At 72.6% G+C, this 19,678-nt stretch carries 16 protein-coding genes; 6 read left to right on the forward strand and 10 right to left on the reverse strand.

What is annotated here, in order from left to right; genetic code table 11:
- The first annotated feature begins 104 nt into the window (after window positions 1-104).
- Entirely contained in the window at window positions 105-434 is a 330-nt protein-coding gene (locus tag MQE23_RS17605; RefSeq protein WP_037672815.1) for a WhiB family transcriptional regulator, read from the forward strand.
- Between the two features lie 129 nt (window positions 435-563).
- Here MQE23_RS17605 and MQE23_RS17610 read toward each other — a convergent pair whose 3' ends face one another.
- Window positions 564-1,460 carry a LysR family transcriptional regulator gene (locus MQE23_RS17610; protein WP_020276386.1) on the reverse strand — a complete coding sequence of 299 codons (897 nt, stop codon included), beginning with the start codon at window positions 1,458-1,460 and terminating at the stop codon, window positions 564-566.
- Window positions 1,461-1,540: 80 nt separating this feature from the next.
- Here MQE23_RS17610 and MQE23_RS17615 point away from each other — a divergent pair, with 80 nt between their 5' ends.
- The gene (locus MQE23_RS17615) at window positions 1,541-2,209 is read left to right on the forward strand and encodes an MOSC domain-containing protein (RefSeq protein WP_243379583.1); all 669 of its coding nucleotides are present in this window, start codon (window positions 1,541-1,543) and stop codon (window positions 2,207-2,209) included.
- Between the two features lie 119 nt (window positions 2,210-2,328).
- Window positions 2,329-3,102 carry an SDR family oxidoreductase gene (locus MQE23_RS17620; RefSeq protein ID WP_020276384.1) on the forward strand — a complete coding sequence of 258 codons (774 nt, stop codon included), beginning with the start codon at window positions 2,329-2,331 and terminating at the stop codon, window positions 3,100-3,102.
- Window positions 3,103-3,115: 13 nt separating this feature from the next.
- Here MQE23_RS17620 and MQE23_RS17625 read toward each other — a convergent pair whose 3' ends face one another.
- Window positions 3,116-6,682, reverse strand: coding sequence for a hypothetical protein (locus MQE23_RS17625; protein ID WP_243379584.1), 3,567 nt, complete (start codon window positions 6,680-6,682; stop codon window positions 3,116-3,118).
- A 95-nt stretch (window positions 6,683-6,777) separates the two neighbouring features.
- On the opposite strand from MQE23_RS17625, the gene MQE23_RS17630 reads away from it, so the two are divergent.
- Complete coding sequence (locus tag MQE23_RS17630) at window positions 6,778-7,485, forward strand: ester cyclase (protein ID WP_020276767.1); 708 nt, start codon at window positions 6,778-6,780, stop codon at window positions 7,483-7,485.
- Between the two features lie 72 nt (window positions 7,486-7,557).
- Here MQE23_RS17630 and groL read toward each other — a convergent pair whose 3' ends face one another.
- From groL to MQE23_RS17650, 4 genes are all read right to left on the reverse strand, one after another.
- Complete coding sequence (groL, locus tag MQE23_RS17635; protein WP_020276766.1) at window positions 7,558-9,183, reverse strand: chaperonin GroEL; 1,626 nt, start codon at window positions 9,181-9,183, stop codon at window positions 7,558-7,560.
- A gap of 116 nt (window positions 9,184-9,299) precedes the next feature.
- A complete protein-coding gene (groES, locus tag MQE23_RS17640; protein ID WP_003974211.1) occupies window positions 9,300-9,608 on the reverse strand; it encodes a co-chaperone GroES in 309 nt (102 codons plus the stop codon).
- Between the two features lie 217 nt (window positions 9,609-9,825).
- Window positions 9,826-10,563 carry a polysaccharide deacetylase family protein gene (locus tag MQE23_RS17645; protein ID WP_037673312.1) on the reverse strand — a complete coding sequence of 246 codons (738 nt, stop codon included), beginning with the start codon at window positions 10,561-10,563 and terminating at the stop codon, window positions 9,826-9,828.
- Window positions 10,560-11,438 carry a polysaccharide deacetylase family protein gene (locus tag MQE23_RS17650; RefSeq protein ID WP_243379585.1) on the reverse strand — a complete coding sequence of 293 codons (879 nt, stop codon included), beginning with the start codon at window positions 11,436-11,438 and terminating at the stop codon, window positions 10,560-10,562. Before MQE23_RS17650 ends, MQE23_RS17645 begins: the two co-directional genes overlap by 4 nt.
- Before the next feature lie 450 nt (window positions 11,439-11,888).
- Here MQE23_RS17650 and MQE23_RS17655 point away from each other — a divergent pair, with 450 nt between their 5' ends.
- Entirely contained in the window at window positions 11,889-13,052 is a 1,164-nt protein-coding gene (locus MQE23_RS17655; protein WP_243379586.1) for a methyltransferase domain-containing protein, read from the forward strand.
- 3 nt (window positions 13,053-13,055) lie between these two features.
- Here MQE23_RS17655 and MQE23_RS17660 read toward each other — a convergent pair whose 3' ends face one another.
- The 4 genes from MQE23_RS17660 to MQE23_RS17675 form a co-directional block, all read right to left on the reverse strand.
- Window positions 13,056-14,336: an RNA polymerase sigma factor gene (locus MQE23_RS17660; RefSeq protein WP_020276762.1), complete on the reverse strand. Its 1,281-nt coding sequence runs from the start codon at window positions 14,334-14,336 to the stop codon at window positions 13,056-13,058.
- 47 nt (window positions 14,337-14,383) lie between these two features.
- On the reverse strand, window positions 14,384-14,740 hold the full coding sequence (locus MQE23_RS17665) for a YciI family protein (RefSeq protein WP_020276761.1): 357 nt from the start codon (window positions 14,738-14,740) through the stop codon (window positions 14,384-14,386).
- Window positions 14,741-14,870: 130 nt separating this feature from the next.
- Window positions 14,871-15,926 (reverse strand): LCP family protein, encoded by a 1,056-nt coding sequence (locus tag MQE23_RS17670; RefSeq protein ID WP_243379587.1) that lies wholly within the window; start codon window positions 15,924-15,926, stop codon window positions 14,871-14,873.
- Window positions 15,927-16,142: 216 nt separating this feature from the next.
- The gene (locus MQE23_RS17675; RefSeq protein WP_020276759.1) at window positions 16,143-17,204 is read right to left on the reverse strand and encodes a LacI family DNA-binding transcriptional regulator; all 1,062 of its coding nucleotides are present in this window, start codon (window positions 17,202-17,204) and stop codon (window positions 16,143-16,145) included.
- 126 nt (window positions 17,205-17,330) lie between these two features.
- Between MQE23_RS17675 and MQE23_RS17680 the strand changes: the two genes are divergently transcribed.
- Complete coding sequence (locus tag MQE23_RS17680; RefSeq protein ID WP_243379588.1) at window positions 17,331-19,652, forward strand: glycoside hydrolase family 3 N-terminal domain-containing protein; 2,322 nt, start codon at window positions 17,331-17,333, stop codon at window positions 19,650-19,652.
- The last annotated feature ends 26 nt before the right edge of the window (window positions 19,653-19,678 follow it).

Raw genomic sequence — 19,678 nt, forward strand, 5'->3', positions numbered from 1 at the left:
GTCTGGAGCTAGATTCGCAATGAGTCATATTTTCATCTCCTTAGATCGTAGTTGTACGGTCGTGGACACCGGATCCGCCCATAACGGCTACAAGGGGTCACGTAATGGCAGATTTCTCCCGCCTTCCCGGACCGAACGCGGACCTGTGGGACTGGCAACTGCTGGCTGCCTGTCGCGGGGTGGACAGCTCGCTCTTCTTCCATCCGGAGGGTGAGCGCGGTGCGGCTCGGAGCGCTCGCGAGAACTCGGCCAAAGAGGTCTGCATGAGGTGCCCGGTGCGTGCCGAGTGCGCCGCCCACGCGCTGGCGGTACGGGAACCGTACGGCGTGTGGGGCGGGCTGACCGAGGACGAGCGTGAAGAGCTGATGGGGCGGGCGCGCAACCGGCTGGTGTCGGCGTCGGCATCGGGCGGGCACGCCGCCTCGAACACCTGAAAGAACGTTTCTGCGAGACAGGCACGCGCACGCGTGCCGTTGGTTTTTGACGCGCTTGCGCCATGACTGGACGCGTTTGCGCTGTGGCGGGACGCGCTTGCGCTGTGGCGGGACGCGCTTGCGCTGTGGCTAGCGGTGGGCGGCCCGTGCCAGTTGGCCGAGCGTCGCCGCCACCGCCGGGACCTGTGCGAGGTCGGGCAGGGTGAGCGCGACGATCTCCCGGCGCACCGCCGGTTCCAGCGTCACGGTCCGTACCCCCCGGGGCCGCACGGACTCGATGGCCAGCTGGGGCAGCACGGCCACGCCCAGACCGGCGCCGACCAGGCCGGCGACCGCCGGGTAGTCGTCGGTCGCGAAGTCGATGCGCGGGGTGAAGCCGGCCGCCGCACACACCTCGACGAGCTGGCCGCGGCAGCGCGGGCAGCCCGCGATCCACGGCTCCCGCGCGAGTTCCCCGATCGCGACGGACTGCGCGCCCGCGAGCCGGTGCCGCTCCGGCACGAGTGCGACGAGCCGGTCCGTCAGCAGCGGCCGTACGACGAGGTCCTCCCACTCCTCGGCGCCCGCCGCCCCCTCGTAGCGGAAGGCCAGCGCCACGTCGCAGTCGCCCTCGCGCAGCATGCCGACGGACGCGGGCGGTTCGGCCTCCTCCAGGAAGACCCGGGTGCCGGGGTGCGCGTCGCGCAGGGCGGCGAGGGCGGTCGGCACGAGGGTGGAGCTGCCGCTGGGGAAGGAGACGAGCCGGACCCGGCCCGCCCGCAGCCCGGCGATGGCGGCGACCTCCTCCTCGGCGGCCGTGAGTCCGGCGAGGATCCCGGCGGCGTGCCGCACCAGCGCCTCGCCTGCCTGGGTCAGGCGCATCTCGCGTCCCGTGCGGATCAGCAGAGGCGTGCCGACGGAGGCTTCCAGGGCCTTCATCTGCTGACTGATTGCGGGCTGGGTGCAGCCCAGTTCGCGGCCGGCGGCGGAGAAGGAGCCGGTGGCCGCGACGGCGCGCAGGACGCGGAGATGACGTGCTTCGATCACCCTTCGAGGATAAGCGACCCTTTGAAGGCACTCCGAATAATGCGTCGACGCTTTGGGGCCGGGTCCCCTACCGTGCGGGCATGAAGCTTCTGTCTGTGAATCTGGGCCGAGCCAAGGCTGTGCCGTACACGGACAACCCGGAGGGTGTGACCGGAATCGACAAGCGGCCGGTGGACGGGCCGGTGCGGGTCTCGGCGCCAGGTCCCAAGGGCGTCGGCGGGAGCGGGCTGGCCGGGGACGCGGTGTGCAAGCTGGAGCACCACGGCGGCGACGACCAGGCGGTCTACGCCATGGCGCGCGAGGACATGGACGTGTGGGAGCGCGAGCTGGGCCGGACACTGACCGACGGGGCGTTCGGCGAGAACCTCACGACACAGGGTCTCGACGTGTCCGGCGCGCGGATCGGCGAGCGCTGGCGCATCGGGCCCGAGGTGGTGCTGGAGGTCACCTGCGGGCGGATCCCGTGCCGCACGTTCCAGGGCCATCTGGACGAGAAGCACTGGATGAAGCGGTTCACGCAGCGCGGCGCGCCCGGGGCGTATCTGCGGGTGATCGAGCCCGGCGTGATACGGGCGGGCGACCCCGTCGAGATCGTGCACCGGCCGGACCACGACGTGACGGTGACCCTCCAGTTCCGGGCGGTGACCACCGAGCGGACGCTGCTGCCGCGGCTGCTGCCGGCGGGCGAGGCGCTGCACCCGGAGTCGCTGAGGCTGGCGCGGGAGTACGCGGAGAAGCACGGGGTCTGACGGCTGCTCGCCGCTCGGACCTCACGGGCCGGTCGCCGCGCGGGTCTCCACCGACCCTTCACCGGCGGGACCCCCGCAGGCAAACCGATGCACGTAGTCCAGGTCACTAACCTGCTGCCATGACAACGGCTCTGATTACGGGATCGACGGCAGGCATCGGGGCCGCGTTCGCGCGGCGACTGGCGGCGGACGGGCACAACCTCGTGCTGGTGGCCCGCGACACCAAGCGGCTCCGGGAGCAGGCGACCGAGCTGCACGACCGGCACGGCATCGAGGCGGAGGTGCTGACGGCCGACCTCGCCGAGGACAAGGGCATCGAGTCGGTGGCCGACCGGCTGGGCGACCGCAAGAACCCCGTCGACCTGCTGGTCAACAACGCCGGCTTCGGCAACAAGGGCCGCTATCTCGACGTCTCCATGGCCGACGAGCTGCGGATGCTGAAGGTGCACTGCGAGGCGGTGCTGCGGCTGACGTCGGCGGCGACGGAGGCCATGCGGGAGCGCGGTCGCGGCGGCGTCGTGAATGTCGCGTCGGTGGCCGCGTTCGTCCCGCGGGGCACCTACGGCGCGTCCAAGGCCTGGGTCGTGCAGTTCACCCAGGGCGCCGCGCGGGACCTGGCCGGCAGCGGCGTACGGCTGATGGCGCTCTGCCCCGGTTTCGTGCGCACCGAGTTCCACGAGCGGGCCGGCATGGGCACGGACAACATCCCGGCCTGGATGTGGCTCGACGCGGACAAGCTGGTGGCGGCGGCACTGCACGACCTGGCCCGCGGCAAGACGCTGTCCATTCCGGACCCGCGCTACAAGGCGCTGATGGGGGCGGCGAAGCTGGTGCCGCGGGGAATGCTCGGGGCGGTGTCGTCCAGGACGGGGCGGAAGTACGGGCCGCAGTAGGCGCCCCGTGGTGCTACCCGCAGGCGGACTTCATCGCGTCGGCCGCCTCCACCACGAGCGGAACCGCGTCCGGTGCCTGCCTGAGGAGGGCGGGCAGGGCCGACACCCACTCACCGCCCTGGAGGGCCAGGGCAGTCAGTCGTCGGGCCTGTTCGCCGTCGGTCGTCGCGGCCGCGATGCGCGCCCGGGCCCTGGCCAGCGTCGCCGGAGCGGACAGCGTCCGTGCGAGTTCCTCGGCGCGGGCGCACTCTCCCGACGCGGCCAGCACCTCGACCAGGGCGAGCGTCCCCTGAGCGCGGTCGTACGGGTCCTCGATGGTCTGCAGCGTTTCCCTGGCCCGCTCGTGGTGCCCGAGGGCGGTCAGGGCCTCGGCCACGGCTGTGGCCCCGATGTACCAGGCGGAACCGCTCGGCGGGCCCGGAGGCGGCATGGCGTCGAGCGCGGCCCGGGCGGCCTCGGTCTCCCCCGCCGCGGCCAGGGCCCTGACAAGAGCGCTCAGTTCCATCGTGGAGGGGCGGTCGTACTCGCCCTGGAGCGTGATCACTTCGTCGACGATGCGCCGCGCCCTGTCGGTGTGACCCGTTTCGGTCAGCGTCACGGCGAGTTCGCAGAGTGCCGAGGTAACGGTCCCGGGCCAGGCGTCCTGGCGCACGCGGGCCTCGGCCGCGTCGAGGTCGCCGGCTTCGGCCAGCCCTCGGGCGAACGGCACGACCAGCGGCGACAGGATTCCCGCGAAGGCGGAATCCGCCTCGGCCTCGGCCCTCATCACCGCTTCGGCCGGGGCCACCTCCCCGGACCTGGCCCATGCCCGCACCACCGGGACCAGGAGGTGTCGTCGCTCGAAGTCGTCCGGCGCCCACCCTGCCAGCCTCTCCGCCCGGTCCAGCTCTCCGGTGGCCGTGCGGGCGGCGACCAGCTCCCGCAGGGCCAGGCTGTAGTCCCCCGGCGAAGTGTGGGGTTCGCTCGGGCGGTTCATGACGAGCGGCTCGGCCCCGTCGAGCACCGCGAGCGCCGCTTCCCGGTGCCCCGCTTCGGCCAGAGCCGTGGCGGCGACGCCGAGTTTCCGGGCGGCCGTCAGCGGATGGAGCACTCGGGTCCGGCTCTCGACGTCGAGCAGGAGCCGCTCGGCCTCCTCGCTCCGTCCTGCCCGCGCCAGTGCGGCAGCCACTTCGACCGACGCGTGCGTGTGCTCCACCGGGCGGGCCAAGGAGTCGGCGAGCGTCCGGGCCCGATCCGGGTCCCCGGACTGCGCGAGGGATTCGACGACCTCATAGAGGGCTGACGGGCCCTCCGCCCGGGGGCCGAGGGTGCGTGCCAGCGCCTCGGCCCGGTCGGCCTCGCCCCCGTCCGCCATGATGCGCACGATCGAGCACAGCGTCGCCCACGCGACATCCGCCGCGGGGATCTGCCGGGCCAGTTCCTCGGCCTGCTCGTAGCGCCCGGCTCTCGCCCGGGCCTGTGCCACCTCCCGCAGCACGTGGTGCTCTCTGCCAGGGCCGACCGTGTCGAGCAGTGCCTCGGCCCGGTCGAGCTGCCCGGCCCACGCCAGCCACCCGGCCAGCCCCTCCGTGGCCTCCCAGTGGCCCGCCTCGCCGTGCAGACCGGCCAGGAACGCCTCGGCCTGGTCGAACTCGCCCGCCTCGGCCAGGAGGTCCACCACCTGATCGGGCTCCGCACGGTCCCGCGCCGACGCCACGGCCTCGGCGCACAGGGCGTCAGCGCGCTGCTGCTGCCCCGACTCGCGCAGTGCGGAGGCCAGAGCGATCAGCGCGCCGGCGCGGGCGCCCGGTTCGCCGGCTCTGGCCATCGCTTCTGCCTCGGCATGACGGCCTGCCGCCGCGTGGGCCTCGATCACGGTGTTCCTCATACCGGTGCGGCACTCCTGGTTCGGCGCGCCGTCGACCATCTCCTGGGCGAGATCCCACCGCTGGGCCGCGAGGCAGGCCTTGCCGACCTGAACGTACGTGTGGATGGCGAAGTACTGGGTGCTGACCGTCCGCGCGAGCGCTGCCGCCCGGTCGAACTGCCCGGCCCGGGCCAGGAGGTCCGCCACCGTGCAGCGCGCCAGGTCGTCCCGGCCCTGTCCCTCGCCCTGGCGCGCCGCTTGCTCCGCCTCGGCGAGCAGTTCCAGCGCCCCGTCGACGTCTCCCCGCTCCAGCAGTACATCGGCGACGGCGGCCAGGCCCATGGCCCGGCGACGGCCGTTCGGGAGGCTGCGGGCCAGTGCGACGGCCCGGCCGGTCTGGCCGGCCAGGGCCCAGGCGTGCGGCAGGGAGTCCGGGGCGCCCGCGCTGCGGTCGACCAGCCGTTCCCGGTGGATCGCCAGGCGCAGTGAGTCGAGCGGCCGGCGCGCACCGCGCTCGATGATGAGGTCCTCGGTGAGGTGGATCTCGTTCACGGCGGTCGCGTCACTGCCGGTGCGGGCCAGCATGCGCTCCTGGCGTCGGGTGTCCGCCCCGCATCGGAGCATCCGCTCCAGGTCACCGGTGGAGCGGAGCATCCGGAAGTACCCCCGCAACAGATACTCCGGGGTCTCCTCCGGCCAGTCGCGCCCGCGCCACTCCTCCGCCCAGGTGTGCAGTTTCGCGCGGTAGAGGTCCGTCTCGGACGTGCCGAGCATCTCCTCCGCCTGGGACTGCAACTCCTCGTGACCGAGCAGGTAGACGTCGACGCGCAGGCCGAAGGTCCGCCCCGCCCGGGTGCTCAGGACATCCCGTACCCGGTACGGAACGGCTCCGGTGAGCGCGGCCAGGTCCTCGGCCGTCAGGCCACCGCCCGCCACCGCCACCAGGCCCAGCAGGTCGTGCTCCAGGCCGCCCGCCTCGATCAGCCGCTTCAGCTCCCGTTCCGCCTCCGCGCGGATCGCCCGGGCGTACGGGGACGGCGACAGCGTCCGTACGATCGCGGGGTCGCGCAGCGGATGGTCCTCGGGTACGTCACCGGGCAGCGGCGGGTTGAGCCGCCCCGCGACCAGGACCCGCATCCCGGCCTCCGGGCGGGTGGGCAGCAGGCTCGCGATGCTGTGGGCGTCCGGGCCGGTGGTGACGCCACGGTCCTCGTCCAGGCCGTCCACCAGGAGGACCAGGCGTTCCCCGCGCTCGGCGCAGGCGCGGGCGGCGGCGCCGTACAGGTACAGGAGGTGGGCCTCGCGGGTCGCCACGGTCAGGTGGGCGGGGAGGGCTTCTCCGGACAGCTCCGCCAGCTGTTCGAGTACGACGTCCACGTACGCCGCGACGTCGTTCTGGGCGCCCAGGCGGGCCGTGATGAAGAACGGCACGATCCGTACGTCCTGCGGAGGGTGCAGGGCGAACCACGACAGCAGCGCCGTCTTGCCGGCCCAGGCGCCCGCGCGCCACCAGGCGTACGCCGGGCCGGAGTCGGCCGTGCAGAAGGCGGACAGCTCGGCCGACTCCTCCTCGCGGTCGACGAGTCGGGGCGGGGCGATGCGGCGGACCTGCTCCCAGTACGCCGAACGGACCGGCGGGGTGAGCAGGATGCGGTTGTGATCGCCGGTGACGGCCACCGCGATGTCACCGCCCGCGGTCACCGACCGCTCCCCCCGCTTCCCCCACCAGCGCATGGCCTCATGATGCCAAAGGGCCGGGAGGCGACGAGCGGCTCTCGCGGGGACAATGGAGCTGTTCAGCCGGACCCAGGGGGGCCGGAGGCGAGGCCATGACCTTCGTACAGCTCATCGAATGCAGGACCAGCCGGCTCGACGAGATGAACCGGCTGATGGACAGGTGGGTCGAGCAGACCAAGGGGAAGCGGACCGCGACGCACAGTGTGGTGGCCAAGGACCGGGCCGACTCCTCGCACATCGTCGAGATCGTGGAGTTCCCGTCGTACGAGGAGGCGATGCGCAACTCCGGGCTTCCGGAGACCGACCGGATCTTCCAGGACATGGTGGCGCTCTGCGACGAGACGCCGACGTTCACGGACCTGGACGTGGTGCGGGACGAGCAGCTGAACTCGGCCACCGCGCGCAGGTTCTTCGAGCTGGCGCCCGGGCAGGGTGCGGCGCCCCCGTTCAACGACGTGTTCATCGAGGGCTACCACGACCACGATCCGTCCAATGTGCAGGACGTCATCGGGCTGGACGCGTTCCGGCGCGAGGTGGAGGTGTGGCGGGGAGGCTTCGACTTCTCGTTCACGATCGAGGACCAGATCGCCCAGGGCGACCGGGTGTGCACGCGGTGGACCTGGAAGGGGCACCACAAGGGGGAGTTCCTCGGGATTCCGCCGACCGGGAAGGACGTCACCATGACCGGGACGACCGTCCACCGGTGCACGCCGGACGGGAAGATCGCCGAGGGCTGGTGGCAGTACGACCGGCTGGGGCTGATGCAGCAGCTCGGGGCGCTGGACCCGCTGGAGTTGTGACGGGACCCGCATACGGGAGAAGCCCCCGTTCCGCGCGAGGCGGGGCGGGGGCTTCTCGCAGAGGTCGGTGCCTCAGTGGGCGTGGCCGTGGCCGTGGCCCGCGGCGGCCGGCTCCTCCTCTTCCTTCTTCTCGACGACCAGGGTCTCGGTCGTGAGCAGGAGGGAGGCGATGGAGGCGGCGTTCTCCAGGGCGGAGCGGGTGACCTTGACCGGGTCGATGACGCCGGCCTTGACCAGGTCGCCGTACTCGCCGGTGGCGGCGTTGAAGCCCTGGCCCTTGTCGAGCTCGGCGACCTTGGAGGTGATGACGTAGCCCTCCAGGCCGGCGTTCTCGGCGATCCAGCGCAGCGGCTCGACGACGGCGCGGCGGACGACCGCGACACCGGTGGCCTCGTCGCCGGTCTTGCCGAGGCTGCCCTCGAGGACCTTGGCGGCGTGGACCAGGGCGGAGCCACCACCGGAGACGATGCCCTCCTCGACCGCGGCGCGGGTCGCGGAGATGGCGTCCTCCAGACGGTGCTTGCGCTCCTTGAGCTCGACCTCGGTGGCGGCACCCACACGGATGACGCACACGCCGCCGGCCAGCTTCGCGAGGCGCTCCTGGAGCTTCTCGCGGTCCCAGTCGGAGTCGGTGGTCTCGATCTCGGCCTTGATCTGGGCGACGCGGCCCTGCACGTCGTCCTTGTTGCCGGCGCCGTCGACGACCGTGGTGTCGTCCTTGGTGACGGTGACGCGGCGGGCGGAGCCGAGGACGTCCAGGCCGACCTGGTCGAGCTTGAGGCCGACCTCCTCGGAGACGACCGTGGCGCCGGTGAGGACCGCCAGGTCCTGCAGCATCGCCTTGCGGCGGTCGCCGAAGCCGGGGGCCTTCACCGCGACGGCGTTGAAGGTGCCGCGGATCTTGTTCACGACGAGGGTCGACAGGGCCTCGCCCTCGACGTCCTCGGCGATGATCAGCAGCGGCTTGGAGGCGTTGGCCTGGATGACCTTCTCCAGCAGCGGCAGCAGGTCCGCGATGGCGGAGATCTTGCCCTGCGTGATGAGGATGTACGGGTCGTCCAGGACGGCTTCCATGCGCTCCTGGTCCGTCACGAAGTACGGCGACAGGTAGCCCTTGTCGAAGGCCATGCCCTCGGTGAAGTCCAGCTCCAGACCGAAGGTGTTGGACTCCTCGACGGTGATGACACCGTCCTTGCCGACCTTGTCCATCGCCTCGGCGATGAGCTCGCCGACCTGCTGGTCCTGGGCGGACAGCGCGGCGACGGCGGCGATGTCGGACTTCTCGTCGATCGGGCGGGCCGAGGCGAGCAGGTCCTCGGAGATCGCGGCGACGGCCGCGTCGATGCCCTTCTTCAGGGCGGCCGGGGAGGCACCGGCGGCGACGTTCTTCAGGCCCTCGCGCACGAGCGCCTGGGCGAGCACGGTCGCGGTGGTCGTACCGTCACCCGCGATGTCGTTGGTCTTGGTCGCCACCTCCTTGACCAGCTGGGCGCCGAGGTTCTCGTACGGGTCCTCGATCTCGACCTCGCGGGCGATCGTGACACCGTCGTTGGTGATGGTGGGGGCGCCGAACTTCTTGTCGATGACGACGTTGCGGCCCTTGGGGCCGATCGTCACCTTGACCGTGTCGGCAAGCTTGTTGACGCCGCGCTCGAGGGCGCGACGGGCGTCCTCGTCGAACTTCAGGATCTTCGCCATGGGAGCGTGAGCCCTCTTCCGGAATCAGGGTTAACGGCACTGCGCCCCGGGCGCCCGGCTTCTTAGCGATCGCGGGGGGCCAGGGGCGCAGCTCAAAGCAATGTGCTTGGGGTGAATTACTTCTCGACGATCGCGAGCACGTCGCGGGCCGAGAGGACGAGGTACTCCTCGCCGTTGTACTTCACCTCGGTGCCGCCGTACTTGCTGTAGAGCACGACGTCGCCGACGGAGACGTCGAGCGGAAGACGGTTGCCGTCCTCGAAGCGGCCCGGGCCCACGGCCAGGACGACGCCCTCCTGGGGCTTCTCCTTGGCGGTGTCCGGGATGACCAGGCCAGAGGCGGTGGTCTGCTCGGCGTCGAGCGGCTGGACCACGATGCGGTCCTCGAGCGGCTTGATGGCAACCTTGGAGCTGGTGGTCGTCACGATCCGACCTCCCCCTTCGGAGATCTCACGGGGTTAACTGTCTGAGGTGGCGACCAGGTGGATCCGTCGTCGCGGGTGCCGGACCTGCCCGTCGCTGTGTTGGCACTCTCCAGTGGGGAGTGCCAGAGCCGAGACTATGACTGTGATTAGCACTCGGTCAAGCGGAGTGCCAATTGCCGGGCGGCGCGTCGGCCAGGATGTGGTGCCGGGCGAGACATCACAGGTAGTCCTCCAGCCGCCCGACCCGCAGTCCTCGCGCCTCGATCTCCCGCAGCAGTCGCACGGTCCGTTCCGTCAGGGTCGGGGACGCGGGCTCCCCCGACGGTACGGAGACGATGTCGCCGGGGCGCAGGCCGGGCTTGCCACGGGTGTAGGTCAGGGTGCCGCCGGGCTCCAGGGACGCCCGCCAGAGGACGACCGCCCGGATGCCGCAGTCGGCGGCGGCGTGCAGGGTCGTCGTGTCGTACGTGCCGTAGGGCGGGCGGAAGAGGCGGGGGCGGATGCCGAAGAGGGAGCGGAGCTTGTGCTGCTGGCCGCAGATCTCGGCGCGCTGGCCGGCGTAGGGCAGGCCGCGCAGGGCGGGGTGGTCGAGGGTGTGGTTCTGGATGGACGCGCCGACCGCGCGGAGGCGGGCGAAGTGGCCGTAGCCGGGCCCTACGACGCTGTCCGTGAGGAACATGCTGACCGGAAGCCGCCGTTCGCGGACGAGGCCGACGAAGCGGGGGTCGCGCTCGGCGCCGTCGTCGTAGGTCAGGAAGACCACCCGGTCGTGGGTGCGGACGTGGTCCACGACGGGCGGGAGGCCGCCCGGGTCCGGCCCGCGGACGTCGCTCGAACGTTGTGTCGGGGACCGGCCCCGGCCGTCCGCGCCCGCGCGCTCCCCGACGGCTCCGGCGCAGCCGGCCAGCAGGATCGCTCCCGCGCACACCACGGCGGCCGGCGACCCACGCCTCACAGGTAGTCCTCCAGCCGGCCCACCGCGTACCCCTCGGCCGTGACCTTGTTCAGGAAGCGGCGGATCATGTCCGGCATCGTGCCCTGCCACTGGTCACGGCCGCGGAAGTGGGTGAGGACGATGTCGCCCGGGTGCAGCCTCCGGTCCCACTCCCGGTACTCCCAGCGGTCGGCGAAGACCTCCTCGTTCCAGAGGGGGGCGTACTCGATGCCGCAGGCCTTGGCGGCGCGCAGGGTCGCCCTGTCGTAGCTGCCGAACGGCGGGCGGAAGAGGGTCGGGCGGGTGCCGTAGCGCCTCTCGATGAGGCGCTGCATGCCGCAGATCTCGCGTTTCTGCGCGCGGTACGACAGGCCGCGCATGTAGCGGTGGCGCAGGGTGTGGTTGTTCAGGACCACGCCTCGGTCCTGCATCTTCTCGAAGTAGCGGTAGTCGTCCTTGATCAGGTAACCGCTGAGGAAGGCGCTGTAGGGGACCTTCAGGTCGGTCATCATGCGCAGGAACGCCGGGTCCTTCTCCGCGCCGTCGTCGATGGTGAGGAAGACGACCTTGTCCCGGGTGGGGACGGTGGTGAAGACGGGCGGGAGGTTCAGTCTGCGGTGGCCGCGCACCTCGAAGCCCTCGCGGGTCCTGATCCTCGGCTTCTTCGCGGGGGCCGGCGGGGCGGTCAGCGGGACCGCCCTCAGCCCCCAGCGCTGCGCGGCGGCGACCCGGACGGCATGCGCGCCGCGCAGTTTGGAGGCGTAGGAGTCGAGCGCGCGGGCCGGGGGCGCGTCCAGGGGCTGCTGGCCGCCGGCCGGGGGGATCCGGCCGCTGTCGCCCTGCGCGCAGCCCGAGGCGATGGCGGCGAGGGTGAGTACGGCGAGGCCGATCCGCACACCGCCAGATGCCCGGCTTTTGTCATTTTGTACGACTGCTCGCATGATGCGGGATCCTCGCAGCCGGTCCTCCCGGATCGGCCTCGACACCGCGACGGGCGGCGCACCATCCACCGAGTGGCCCACACACCGTCCGGACCGGACCCGGGCCGACTTTTCGGCGCGCACACAGACGGACCACGGCCCGCCGCCCAGTCCGGGGCGGGCCGAACTCCGCGGCACGACGGACCACCGGGCCGGATGCCTCGTTCCGGCGGCGCCCCAGGTTGCCGGAGCCGGCGCCGCGCCCGGTGCCACCGGAGCAGCGGACGCCCACGGAGCAGGAGCCCGCCGCGCGGGACCCGGGCCGCCCCGCGTGCCGGCCCGGACCGACCGGCGTCCCGGGCGGACCGACGGGCACCAGCCCGGACTGCTCCACCGCCCACACCACCCGTGGCCCACAATGATCCGGTGAACGACCTCGCCCTCCTCCTCAGCCCCGAAGGCCGCGCCCTCCTCGACGAGGTGCGGGACACCGATCCGGCGCGGGAGCTGGCCGTCGCGACCCGGTTGCGCCGCGAGCACCCCGCCGAGCTGGTGTCGGCGGCGCTGGGCCAGGCGCGGCTGCGGCAGCGGGCGGTGGTGAAGTTCGGGGCACAGGACGCGGCGCGGATGTTCTTCACGCCGAACGGGGTGGAGCAGTCGACCCGGGCGAGTGTGGCGGCCTACCGGGCGCGGCGGTTCGCGGAGTCGGGCGTGACCTCGGTCGCCGACCTGTGCTGCGGCATCGGCGGTGACGCGATCGCGCTGGCCCGGGCCGGGATCCGGGTCCTGGCCGTCGACCGGGACCCGGCGACGGCCGCGGCGGCGCGGGCGAACGCCGAGGTGCTGGGGCTGTCCGGCCTGATCGAGGTGCGGGAGGCGGATGTCACGGAGGTGGACACGGCCGGTCACGACGCCGTGTTCGTCGATCCGGCCAGGCGCGGCGGCCGGGGCCGGATCTTCGACCCCGAGGCGTACTCACCGCCGCTGTCCTGGGCGGTGTCCGCGGCCCGCCGCGCCCCTAGCACCGCCGCGCTGAAGATCGCCCCCGGCATCCCGCACGAGGCGGTCCCCGAGGACGCCGAGGCCGAGTGGATCTCCGACGGCGGCGACGTGAAGGAGGCGGTGCTGTGGTTCGGCACCGAGCCCGGGGCGGTACGGGCCACCCTGCTGCCGGGCCCCCGTACCCTGCTCTCCCGCGGCCTGCCCGACCCGGAGGTCCGCCCGCCCGGCCGTTACCTGTACGAGCCCGACGGCGCCGCCATCCGGGCCCACCTGGTCGCCGAGGTGGCCGAGGAACTCGACGGCGGCCTGCTGGACGCGACGATCGCGTACGTCACCGCGGACGAGCTGCGCCCGACCCCGTACGCCACCGCCTATGAGATCACCGACCACCTCCCCTTCAACGTCAAGAAGCTGAAGGCCCTGCTGCGGGAGCGGGAGGTCGGCAACCTCACCGTGAAGAAGCGGGGTTCGGCGGTCGAGCCGGAGGAACTCCGCAGGAAGGTCAAGCCGCACGGCCCGCACGCGGCGACGGTGTTCCTGACGCGGGTGGCGGGAGCGCCGGCGATGCTCATCGGGCATCCGGCCTGACCTTCAGGACTGCTGCGCCGCCCGCCGCAGCAGCAGTTCCCGCTCCCGCTCGTTCCGCGTCAGGGAGGCCGCCCGTTCGAACTCCGCCCGGGCCTCCGCCGTGCGGCCGAGGCGGGCGAGGAGGTCACCGCGGACGCTGGGCAGCAGGTGGTAGTCCCGCAGGGCGGGGTCGCCGCGCAGCGCGTCGATGAGGGGCAGGGCGGCCTCCGGGCCCTCGGCCATCGAGACGGCCACCGCGCGGTTCAGCTCCACGACCGGGGACGGGGTACGGGCGGCCAGGAGGCCGTACAGCGTGGCGATGCGGGGCCAGTCGGTCTCCTCGTACGTGTAAGCGTGCGCGTGGCAGGCGGCGATGGCGGCCTGGAGGAGGTACGGGCCCGGGGCGCCGGAGGAGGTGGCCTCGGCCCTGCCCAGTGCGGCGACGCCGCGGGCGATGAGCATGCGGTTCCAGCGGGCGCGGTTCTGGTCCTTGAGGAGGACCGGTTCGCCGGAGGGGCCCGTGCGCGCCGCCGTGCGGGACGCCTGGAACTCCAGGAGCGCGGTCAGGCCGTGCACTTCGGGTTCCTTCGGCATGAGGGCCGAGAGCACCCGGGCCAGGCGCAGGGCGTCCTCGCACAGGGACGGGCGGAGCCAGTCGTCGCCGGCCGTGGCGGCGTACCCCTCGTTGAAGACGAGGTAGATGACGTCGAGGACCGAGCCGAGGCGGGCCTCGCGGTCGGGGCCGTAGGGCACCTCGAAGGCGATGTTCTTCGTGGCCAGGGTGCGCTTGGCGCGGACGATGCGCTGCGCGACGGTCGGCTCGGGGACCAGGAACGCGCGGGCGATCTCGGCCGTGGTCAGGCCGCCGAGGAGGCGCAGGGTGAGGGCGGTGCGGGCCTCGGTGGACAGGACCGGGTGGCAGGCGGTGAAGACCAGGCGGAGCAGGTCGTCGTCGATGTCGTCCGGGTCGGCGGGCTCCTCCGGGGGAGACACCGCCGACAGGTCCCGGCCGATCTCCGCCAGCTTGCGGGCGTAGTTCTCGCGGCGGCGGACCAGATCGACGGCGCGATTGCGGGCGGTGGCCATGAGCCAGGCGCCCGGGTTGTCGGGCACCCCGTCCCGCGGCCACCGCTCCAGCGCGGCGACCAGCGCGTCCTGCGCGAGTTCCTCGGCGATGCCGACGTCCCGGACGACCCGGGTGACGCCGGCGATGATGCGGGGCGACTCGATGCGGAAGACCGTCTCGATGGCCTCGGCGGTCCGGTCGGGCCGGGGCGCCGGGGAGGGGGTGGGCTGCGGGGTCACAACCCACCATCAGACACCCCTGGCGCCGCCCGGCCAAGGAGGACCGGTCAGCCCTCGGCGATCTGCCGGACCTCCGCGGTGATCGTCCAGTAGTCCTCGTGCAGGGCCAGGAACCGCTTGGTCCACTCGATCGCCTCGGCCTTGTCCTTGCACTGGCTGATCGAGTAGCCGCCGATGACCTCCTTGGACTCGGTGAACGGCCCGTCGGTGACGGACAGCTGCCCGCCTTCCCAGGTCACCCGGGTGCCGTCCGAGGTCGGGGTGAGACCGGCCGTGTCGAGCATGACCCCGGCCTTGGTGATCTCCTCCAGGAGCTTGCCCATGCGCTCCTGGAGTTCGGGGCTCGGGCCCTCGGCGGGGGCGTTCTTCTCGTCGATGCGGATCAGGGTGAGAAAGCGCGGCATGGTGACTCCTCGGGGCTCTGCGGAGCGAGGCCTTTCCTCGCTCTCACCCCTGCGTCGACCGGGAGACCGCCGGATCGACACGCTCGACGGATTTTTCTCCGGGAATTTTCGCTGGGCACGTTCGCGCAGGTCAGCGCAGCGACTTCCACAGTTCCCGGGCCTCCGGCTCCTCGGCCACCACCCGGTTGGGGTCCGACGGCGCCCGCACCACCGGCATCGTCACCGTCCGCACCGCGCTCGCCGACAGGCCCTGCAGGCTCTGCCCGAGCCGGGTCAGCTCGGCGAGGGAGTCCAGGCCGGTGTCGGTGGTGAGGCCGGCGGTCACGGCGTCCGCGACCCGGTACAGCTTCGCCGGGTCGGTGAGCAGGTCCTGCGCGGCGATCTGGTCCAGCAGTGCCTTCACCAGCTTCTGCTGGAGGCCTATGCGGCCCAGGTCGCTGCCGTCGCCTATGCCGTGCCGGGTGCGGGCCAGGGCGAGGGCCTGTGTGCCGTCCAGGTGGTGGGTGCCCGCCTTGAGGCGCAGATGGCTGTCGTCGTCGGCGATGTCCTCGTCCGTGGTGACGGTGACGCCGCCGAGCGCGTCCACGAGTTTGGCGAAGCCGGAGAAGTCGATCTCGATGTAGTGGTCCATGCGGACGTCGGTCATCGACTCGACCGTCTTCACCGCGCAGACCGGACCGCCCACCGCGTACGCGTTGTTGAACATGGAGTTGTAGGCGACGGCCGTCGACCCGCCGGACGGGCGCGGGCAGGAGGGGCGGGTGACCAGGGTGTCGCGCGGGATGCTCACCACCGTCGCGCTGGTACGCCCGGCGTCGAGGTGGACGACCATCGCCGTGTCGGAGCGGGCACCGGTGCTGTCGCCGCCGCCGAGCCTCTGGTTCTCCTCGCCGCTGCGCGAGTCGGACCCCAGGACCAGGATGTTGAGGGCCTCGCCGGGCAGGGCCGAGGCGGAGGGAGACGGCGTGACCACCGGCTTGGGCGGGCGGTTGTCGCCCAGCGCGTTGTCGATGTCGACGCTGGTGATGTTGTCGTTGAGATGCCAGTAGGCCCAGCCCGCCGAGCCGATGCCCAGCACCAGCGCACCCGCCAGGGCGAGGCCGGCGATCCGCAGCGCTCTCGGCCGCCGGCCCACTGCTCTGCCCGCGTCCTCGTTCCCGCCCCCGTGTCCGTCACGTCCCGTCACGGGCAGGAACGTAAGTCCGAATTATGACGAGCAGGGACCCCAGGGAGCTTTTTCTTCGGAAATTCTCAGACTTCTCGGTCCGTTCTCACCCCAAGGCCGCCAAGCACCGACCCGTCATGCCGCGAGCGAGCGCCTCCGAAAGTTTCGATGGTGCAACCGATTGGCTTCGTGCAGGGGTGGAGGCGTCCGGAACACCCGTCGATGCAGCAACACAGGTCAGCCGGCGGGCGCCGACGTACTGCTGCGCACCACCAGGCTGGTCGCCAGCTCCACCCGGGTGGCGGCCGGGGTGCCCGCCTCGCGGCCGAGGTCGAGGACCAGCTTGGCCGCCGCCTCGGCCATCTCCGTCAGCGGCTGCCGTACGGTCGTCAGCGGCGGCCCGACCAGGGGCGCCAGCGGCAGATCGTCGAACCCGACCACGCTGAGGTCCTCGGGGATGCGCAGGCCCAGCTCGCGCGCGGCCTCGTACAGACCGAGCGCCTGCAGGTCGTTCCCGGCGAAGACGGCGGTCGGCCGGTCCGGGCGGCGCAGCAGCTCCAGGCCCAGCCGGTAGCCGGCCTCGTGGTGGAAGTCGCCGTTCGCGATCAGCGCGGGGTCGACCGGCAGCCCGGCCGTCTCCAGCGCGGCCCGGTAGCCGTCGACCCGGGCGCGGCTGCACATCATCTGCGTCGGCCCGCTGATCGCGCCGATCCTGCGGTGCCCTAGCTCGACCAGATGCCGGGTGGCCGCGAGACCGCCCTGCCAGTTGGTCGCGCCGATCGAGGGCACGTCGGCGCCCGGGTCGCCGGCCGGGTCCATCACCACGAACGGGATGGCACGGCTGGTCAGCAGCGCCCGCTGGGACTCGTCGAGCCCGGACAGGACCAGGATCACGCCGTGCGGGCGGCGAGCGGCGACCTGGTCGGCCCAGGTCCGCCCGGGGGTGAGCCGCCCCGCGCTCTCCGACAGCACCACGCTCAGCCCCGCGTCCCGGGCCACGTTCTCCACGCCCCGGATGACTTCCAGCGCCCAGGCGCTCTCCAGCTCGTGGAAGACCAGGTCGATCAGGGGCGAGCGGGTCGCCTCGGCACGGCGGCGCCGGTAGCCGTGGGCGCGCAGCAGTTCCTCGACGCGGGCCCGGGTGGCGGGGGCGACGTCGGCCCGGCCGTTGAGGACCTTCGAAACAGTCGGCGCCGACACACCGGCCTCACGGGCGATCTCGGCGAGCGTCGCCGTCTGCGCGCTGCGCCCCTGCGTCCGTGTTTGCGTCCGGCTTTCAACCGGCTCCGGGGATGTCATGGCGGCGATCGTATCCCTGCGGGCCCCCTTGACGAAGTCCCCCGGGCGCCATAGGTTCCCGGAACATTCGACATACTTACCGAAACATTCGTTGAGAGGGCCGTCCGTCCACCCGACAGGAGCTTCATGACCACCGCGCCCTGGCGTGACCCCGCCCTGCCCGCCACCGCCCGCGTCGACGACCTGCTCTCCCGGATGACCCTGGAGGAGAAGACCGCCCAGCTGTACGGCGTGTGGGTGGGCGCTTCGACGGACGGCGACGGAGTCGCTCCGCACCAGCACGACATGACGGTCGACTACTCCGACGAAGCATGGTCCGAACTGATCACCCGCGGCCTGGGCCAGCTCACGCGCTCCTTCGGCACCGCCCCCGTGGACCCGGCGCTGGGTGCGCAGGCACTGGCCCGCGCCCAGCGCCGCATCACCGAGGCCGGCCGCTTCGGCATCCCGGCGGTCGCGCACGAGGAGTGCCTGGCCGGCTTCACCGCCTGGCAGGCCACGGCCTACCCGGTCCCGCTGGCCTGGGGCGCAACCTGGGATCCCCCGCTGGTCGAGGAGATGGCCCGCCGCATCGGCGAAGACCTGCGCTCGGCCGGCGTCCACCAGGGCCTCGCGCCCGTCCTGGACGTCGTACGCGATCCGCGCTGGGGCCGCGTGGAGGAGACGATCGGCGAGGACCCGTACCTGGTCGGCACGGTCGGCACGGCCTATGTGCGGGGCCTGGAGTCGGCCGGGGTCGTCGCCACGCTGAAGCACTTCGCCGGGTACGCCTCCTCGGCCGGCGCCCGCAACCTGGCCCCGGTACGGGCCGGCACCCGCGAGTTCGCGGACGTCACGCTCCCGCCCTTCGAGATGGCGCTGCGCGAGGGCGGGGCCCGTTCGGTGATGGCCGCCTACACGGAACGGGACGGCGTCCCGGCCTCGGGGGACCCCGAGCTGCTGACCGGACTCCTGCGCGAGGAGTGGGGCTTCACCGGCACGGTCGTCGCGGACTACTTCGGCATCGGCTTCCTCCAGACCCTCCACCGGGTCGCCGGCACCCCGGCCGAGGCGGCCCACGCGGCCCTGGAGGCCGGCATCGACGTGGAACTGCCGAGCCTCAAGTGCTACGGCGAGCCGCTGGTGGACGCGGTCCGCTCAGGCGAGATCCCCGAGGAGCTCGTGGACCGCGCGGCCCGCCGCGTCCTGCTCCAGAAATGCGAACTGGGCCTGCTGGACGAGGACTGGACTCCCGAGCCGGCCGCCCCGGTCGACCTCGACTCGACGGGCAACCGGATCCTGGCCCGCCGTCTGGCCGAGGAGTCCGTCGTCCTGCTCGACAACCCCGACGGCCTGCTCCCGCTCGCCCCCGACACCCGGATCGCGGTGATCGGCCCCCGGGCGGCCGACGCCCTGGCCATGCTGGGCTGCTACTCGTTCCCGTCGCATGTCCTCACCCACCACCCCGGCGTCCCGACCGGCATCGAGATCCCGACGGTCCTCGACGCCCTGCGCACCGAACTCCCCGACGCCAAGGTGACGTTCGCGCAGGGCTGTGACGTGACGGACCCGGACACCTCCGGCTTCGAGGAGGCCATCGCCCGCACCGCCGAGGCGGACGTGTGCGTGGCGGTCCTCGGCGACCGGGCGGGCCTGTTCGGCCGCGGCACCTCGGGCGAGGGCTGCGACGCGACGGACCTCGCCCTGCCGGGCGCCCAGGGCGAACTGCTGGACGCGCTGGTGGCCACGGGCGTCCCCGTGGTGCTGGTGCTGCTGACCGGCCGTCCCTACGCGCTCGGCCGCTGGCACGGCCGCCTGGGCGCCGTCGTCCAGGCGTTCTTCCCGGGGGAGGAGGGCGGCCCGGCGGTGGCGGGAGTGCTGTCGGGCCGCGTCAACCCGTCGGGCCGCCTCCCGGTCAGCGTCCCGCAGGTCCCCGGCGGCCAGCCCTGGACGTACCTCCAGCCGCCCCTCGGCCTCGCGGGCGAGGTCAGCAACCTCGACCCGACCCCGCTCTACGCCTTCGGGCACGGCCGCTCGTACACGACGTTCGCCTGGGAGGCCGGCACGGGCGGCGAGGAGCCGGCGGAGATCGGCACGGACGGGACGTACGAGGTCTCGGTGACCGTCCGCAACACCGGCGACCGCGAGGGCGCGGAGGTCGTGCAGCTGTATCTGCACGACCCGGTGGCGTCGGTGACCCGCCCCGACGTACGGCTGATCGGCTACCAGCGCGTGCGGCTGGCGCCGGGGGAGGCGGCCCGGGTGCTGTTCCGTTTCCACACGGACCTGTCGGCGTTCACCGACCGTTCAGGCCGCAGGGTGGTCGAACCGGGCGCCCTGGAACTACGGTTGGCGGCGTCCAGCGCGGACGTACGCCACACGGCCCACCTCACCCTCACGGGCCCGGTCCGGGTGCTCGGCACCGACCGGCGGCTGCGGTGCGAGACGGAGGTGTCAGGGGTGGGGTGACCCAACGCGCGGGGGATCACGGGGGA

It is taken from the genome of Streptomyces sp. HP-A2021 (genome assembly GCF_022807935.1).
In the GTDB taxonomy this organism is placed as follows: Bacteria; Actinomycetota; Actinomycetes; order Streptomycetales; family Streptomycetaceae; genus Streptomyces; species Streptomyces afghaniensis.

Bases quoted from the DNA above. Each gene is read 5' to 3' on its own strand.
- MQE23_RS17605 (WP_037672815.1), top strand. From the start codon at position 105: ATGGCAGATTTCTCCCGCCTTCCCGGACCGAACGCGGACCTGTGGGAC.
- MQE23_RS17620 (WP_020276384.1), top strand. From the start codon at position 2,329: ATGACAACGGCTCTGATTACGGGATCGACGGCAGGCATCGGGGCCGCG.
- groL (WP_020276766.1), bottom strand. From the start codon at position 9,183: ATGGCGAAGATCCTGAAGTTCGACGAGGACGCCCGTCGCGCCCTCGAG.
- MQE23_RS17615 (WP_243379583.1), top strand. From the start codon at position 1,541: ATGAAGCTTCTGTCTGTGAATCTGGGCCGAGCCAAGGCTGTGCCGTAC.
- MQE23_RS17630 (WP_020276767.1), top strand. From the start codon at position 6,778: ATGACCTTCGTACAGCTCATCGAATGCAGGACCAGCCGGCTCGACGAG.
- MQE23_RS17665 (WP_020276761.1), bottom strand. From the start codon at position 14,740: ATGCCGCGCTTTCTCACCCTGATCCGCATCGACGAGAAGAACGCCCCC.
- MQE23_RS17675 (WP_020276759.1), bottom strand. From the start codon at position 17,204: ATGACATCCCCGGAGCCGGTTGAAAGCCGGACGCAAACACGGACGCAG.
- MQE23_RS17680 (WP_243379588.1), top strand. From the start codon at position 17,331: ATGACCACCGCGCCCTGGCGTGACCCCGCCCTGCCCGCCACCGCCCGC.
- MQE23_RS17625 (WP_243379584.1), bottom strand. From the start codon at position 6,682: ATGCGCTGGTGGGGGAAGCGGGGGGAGCGGTCGGTGACCGCGGGCGGT.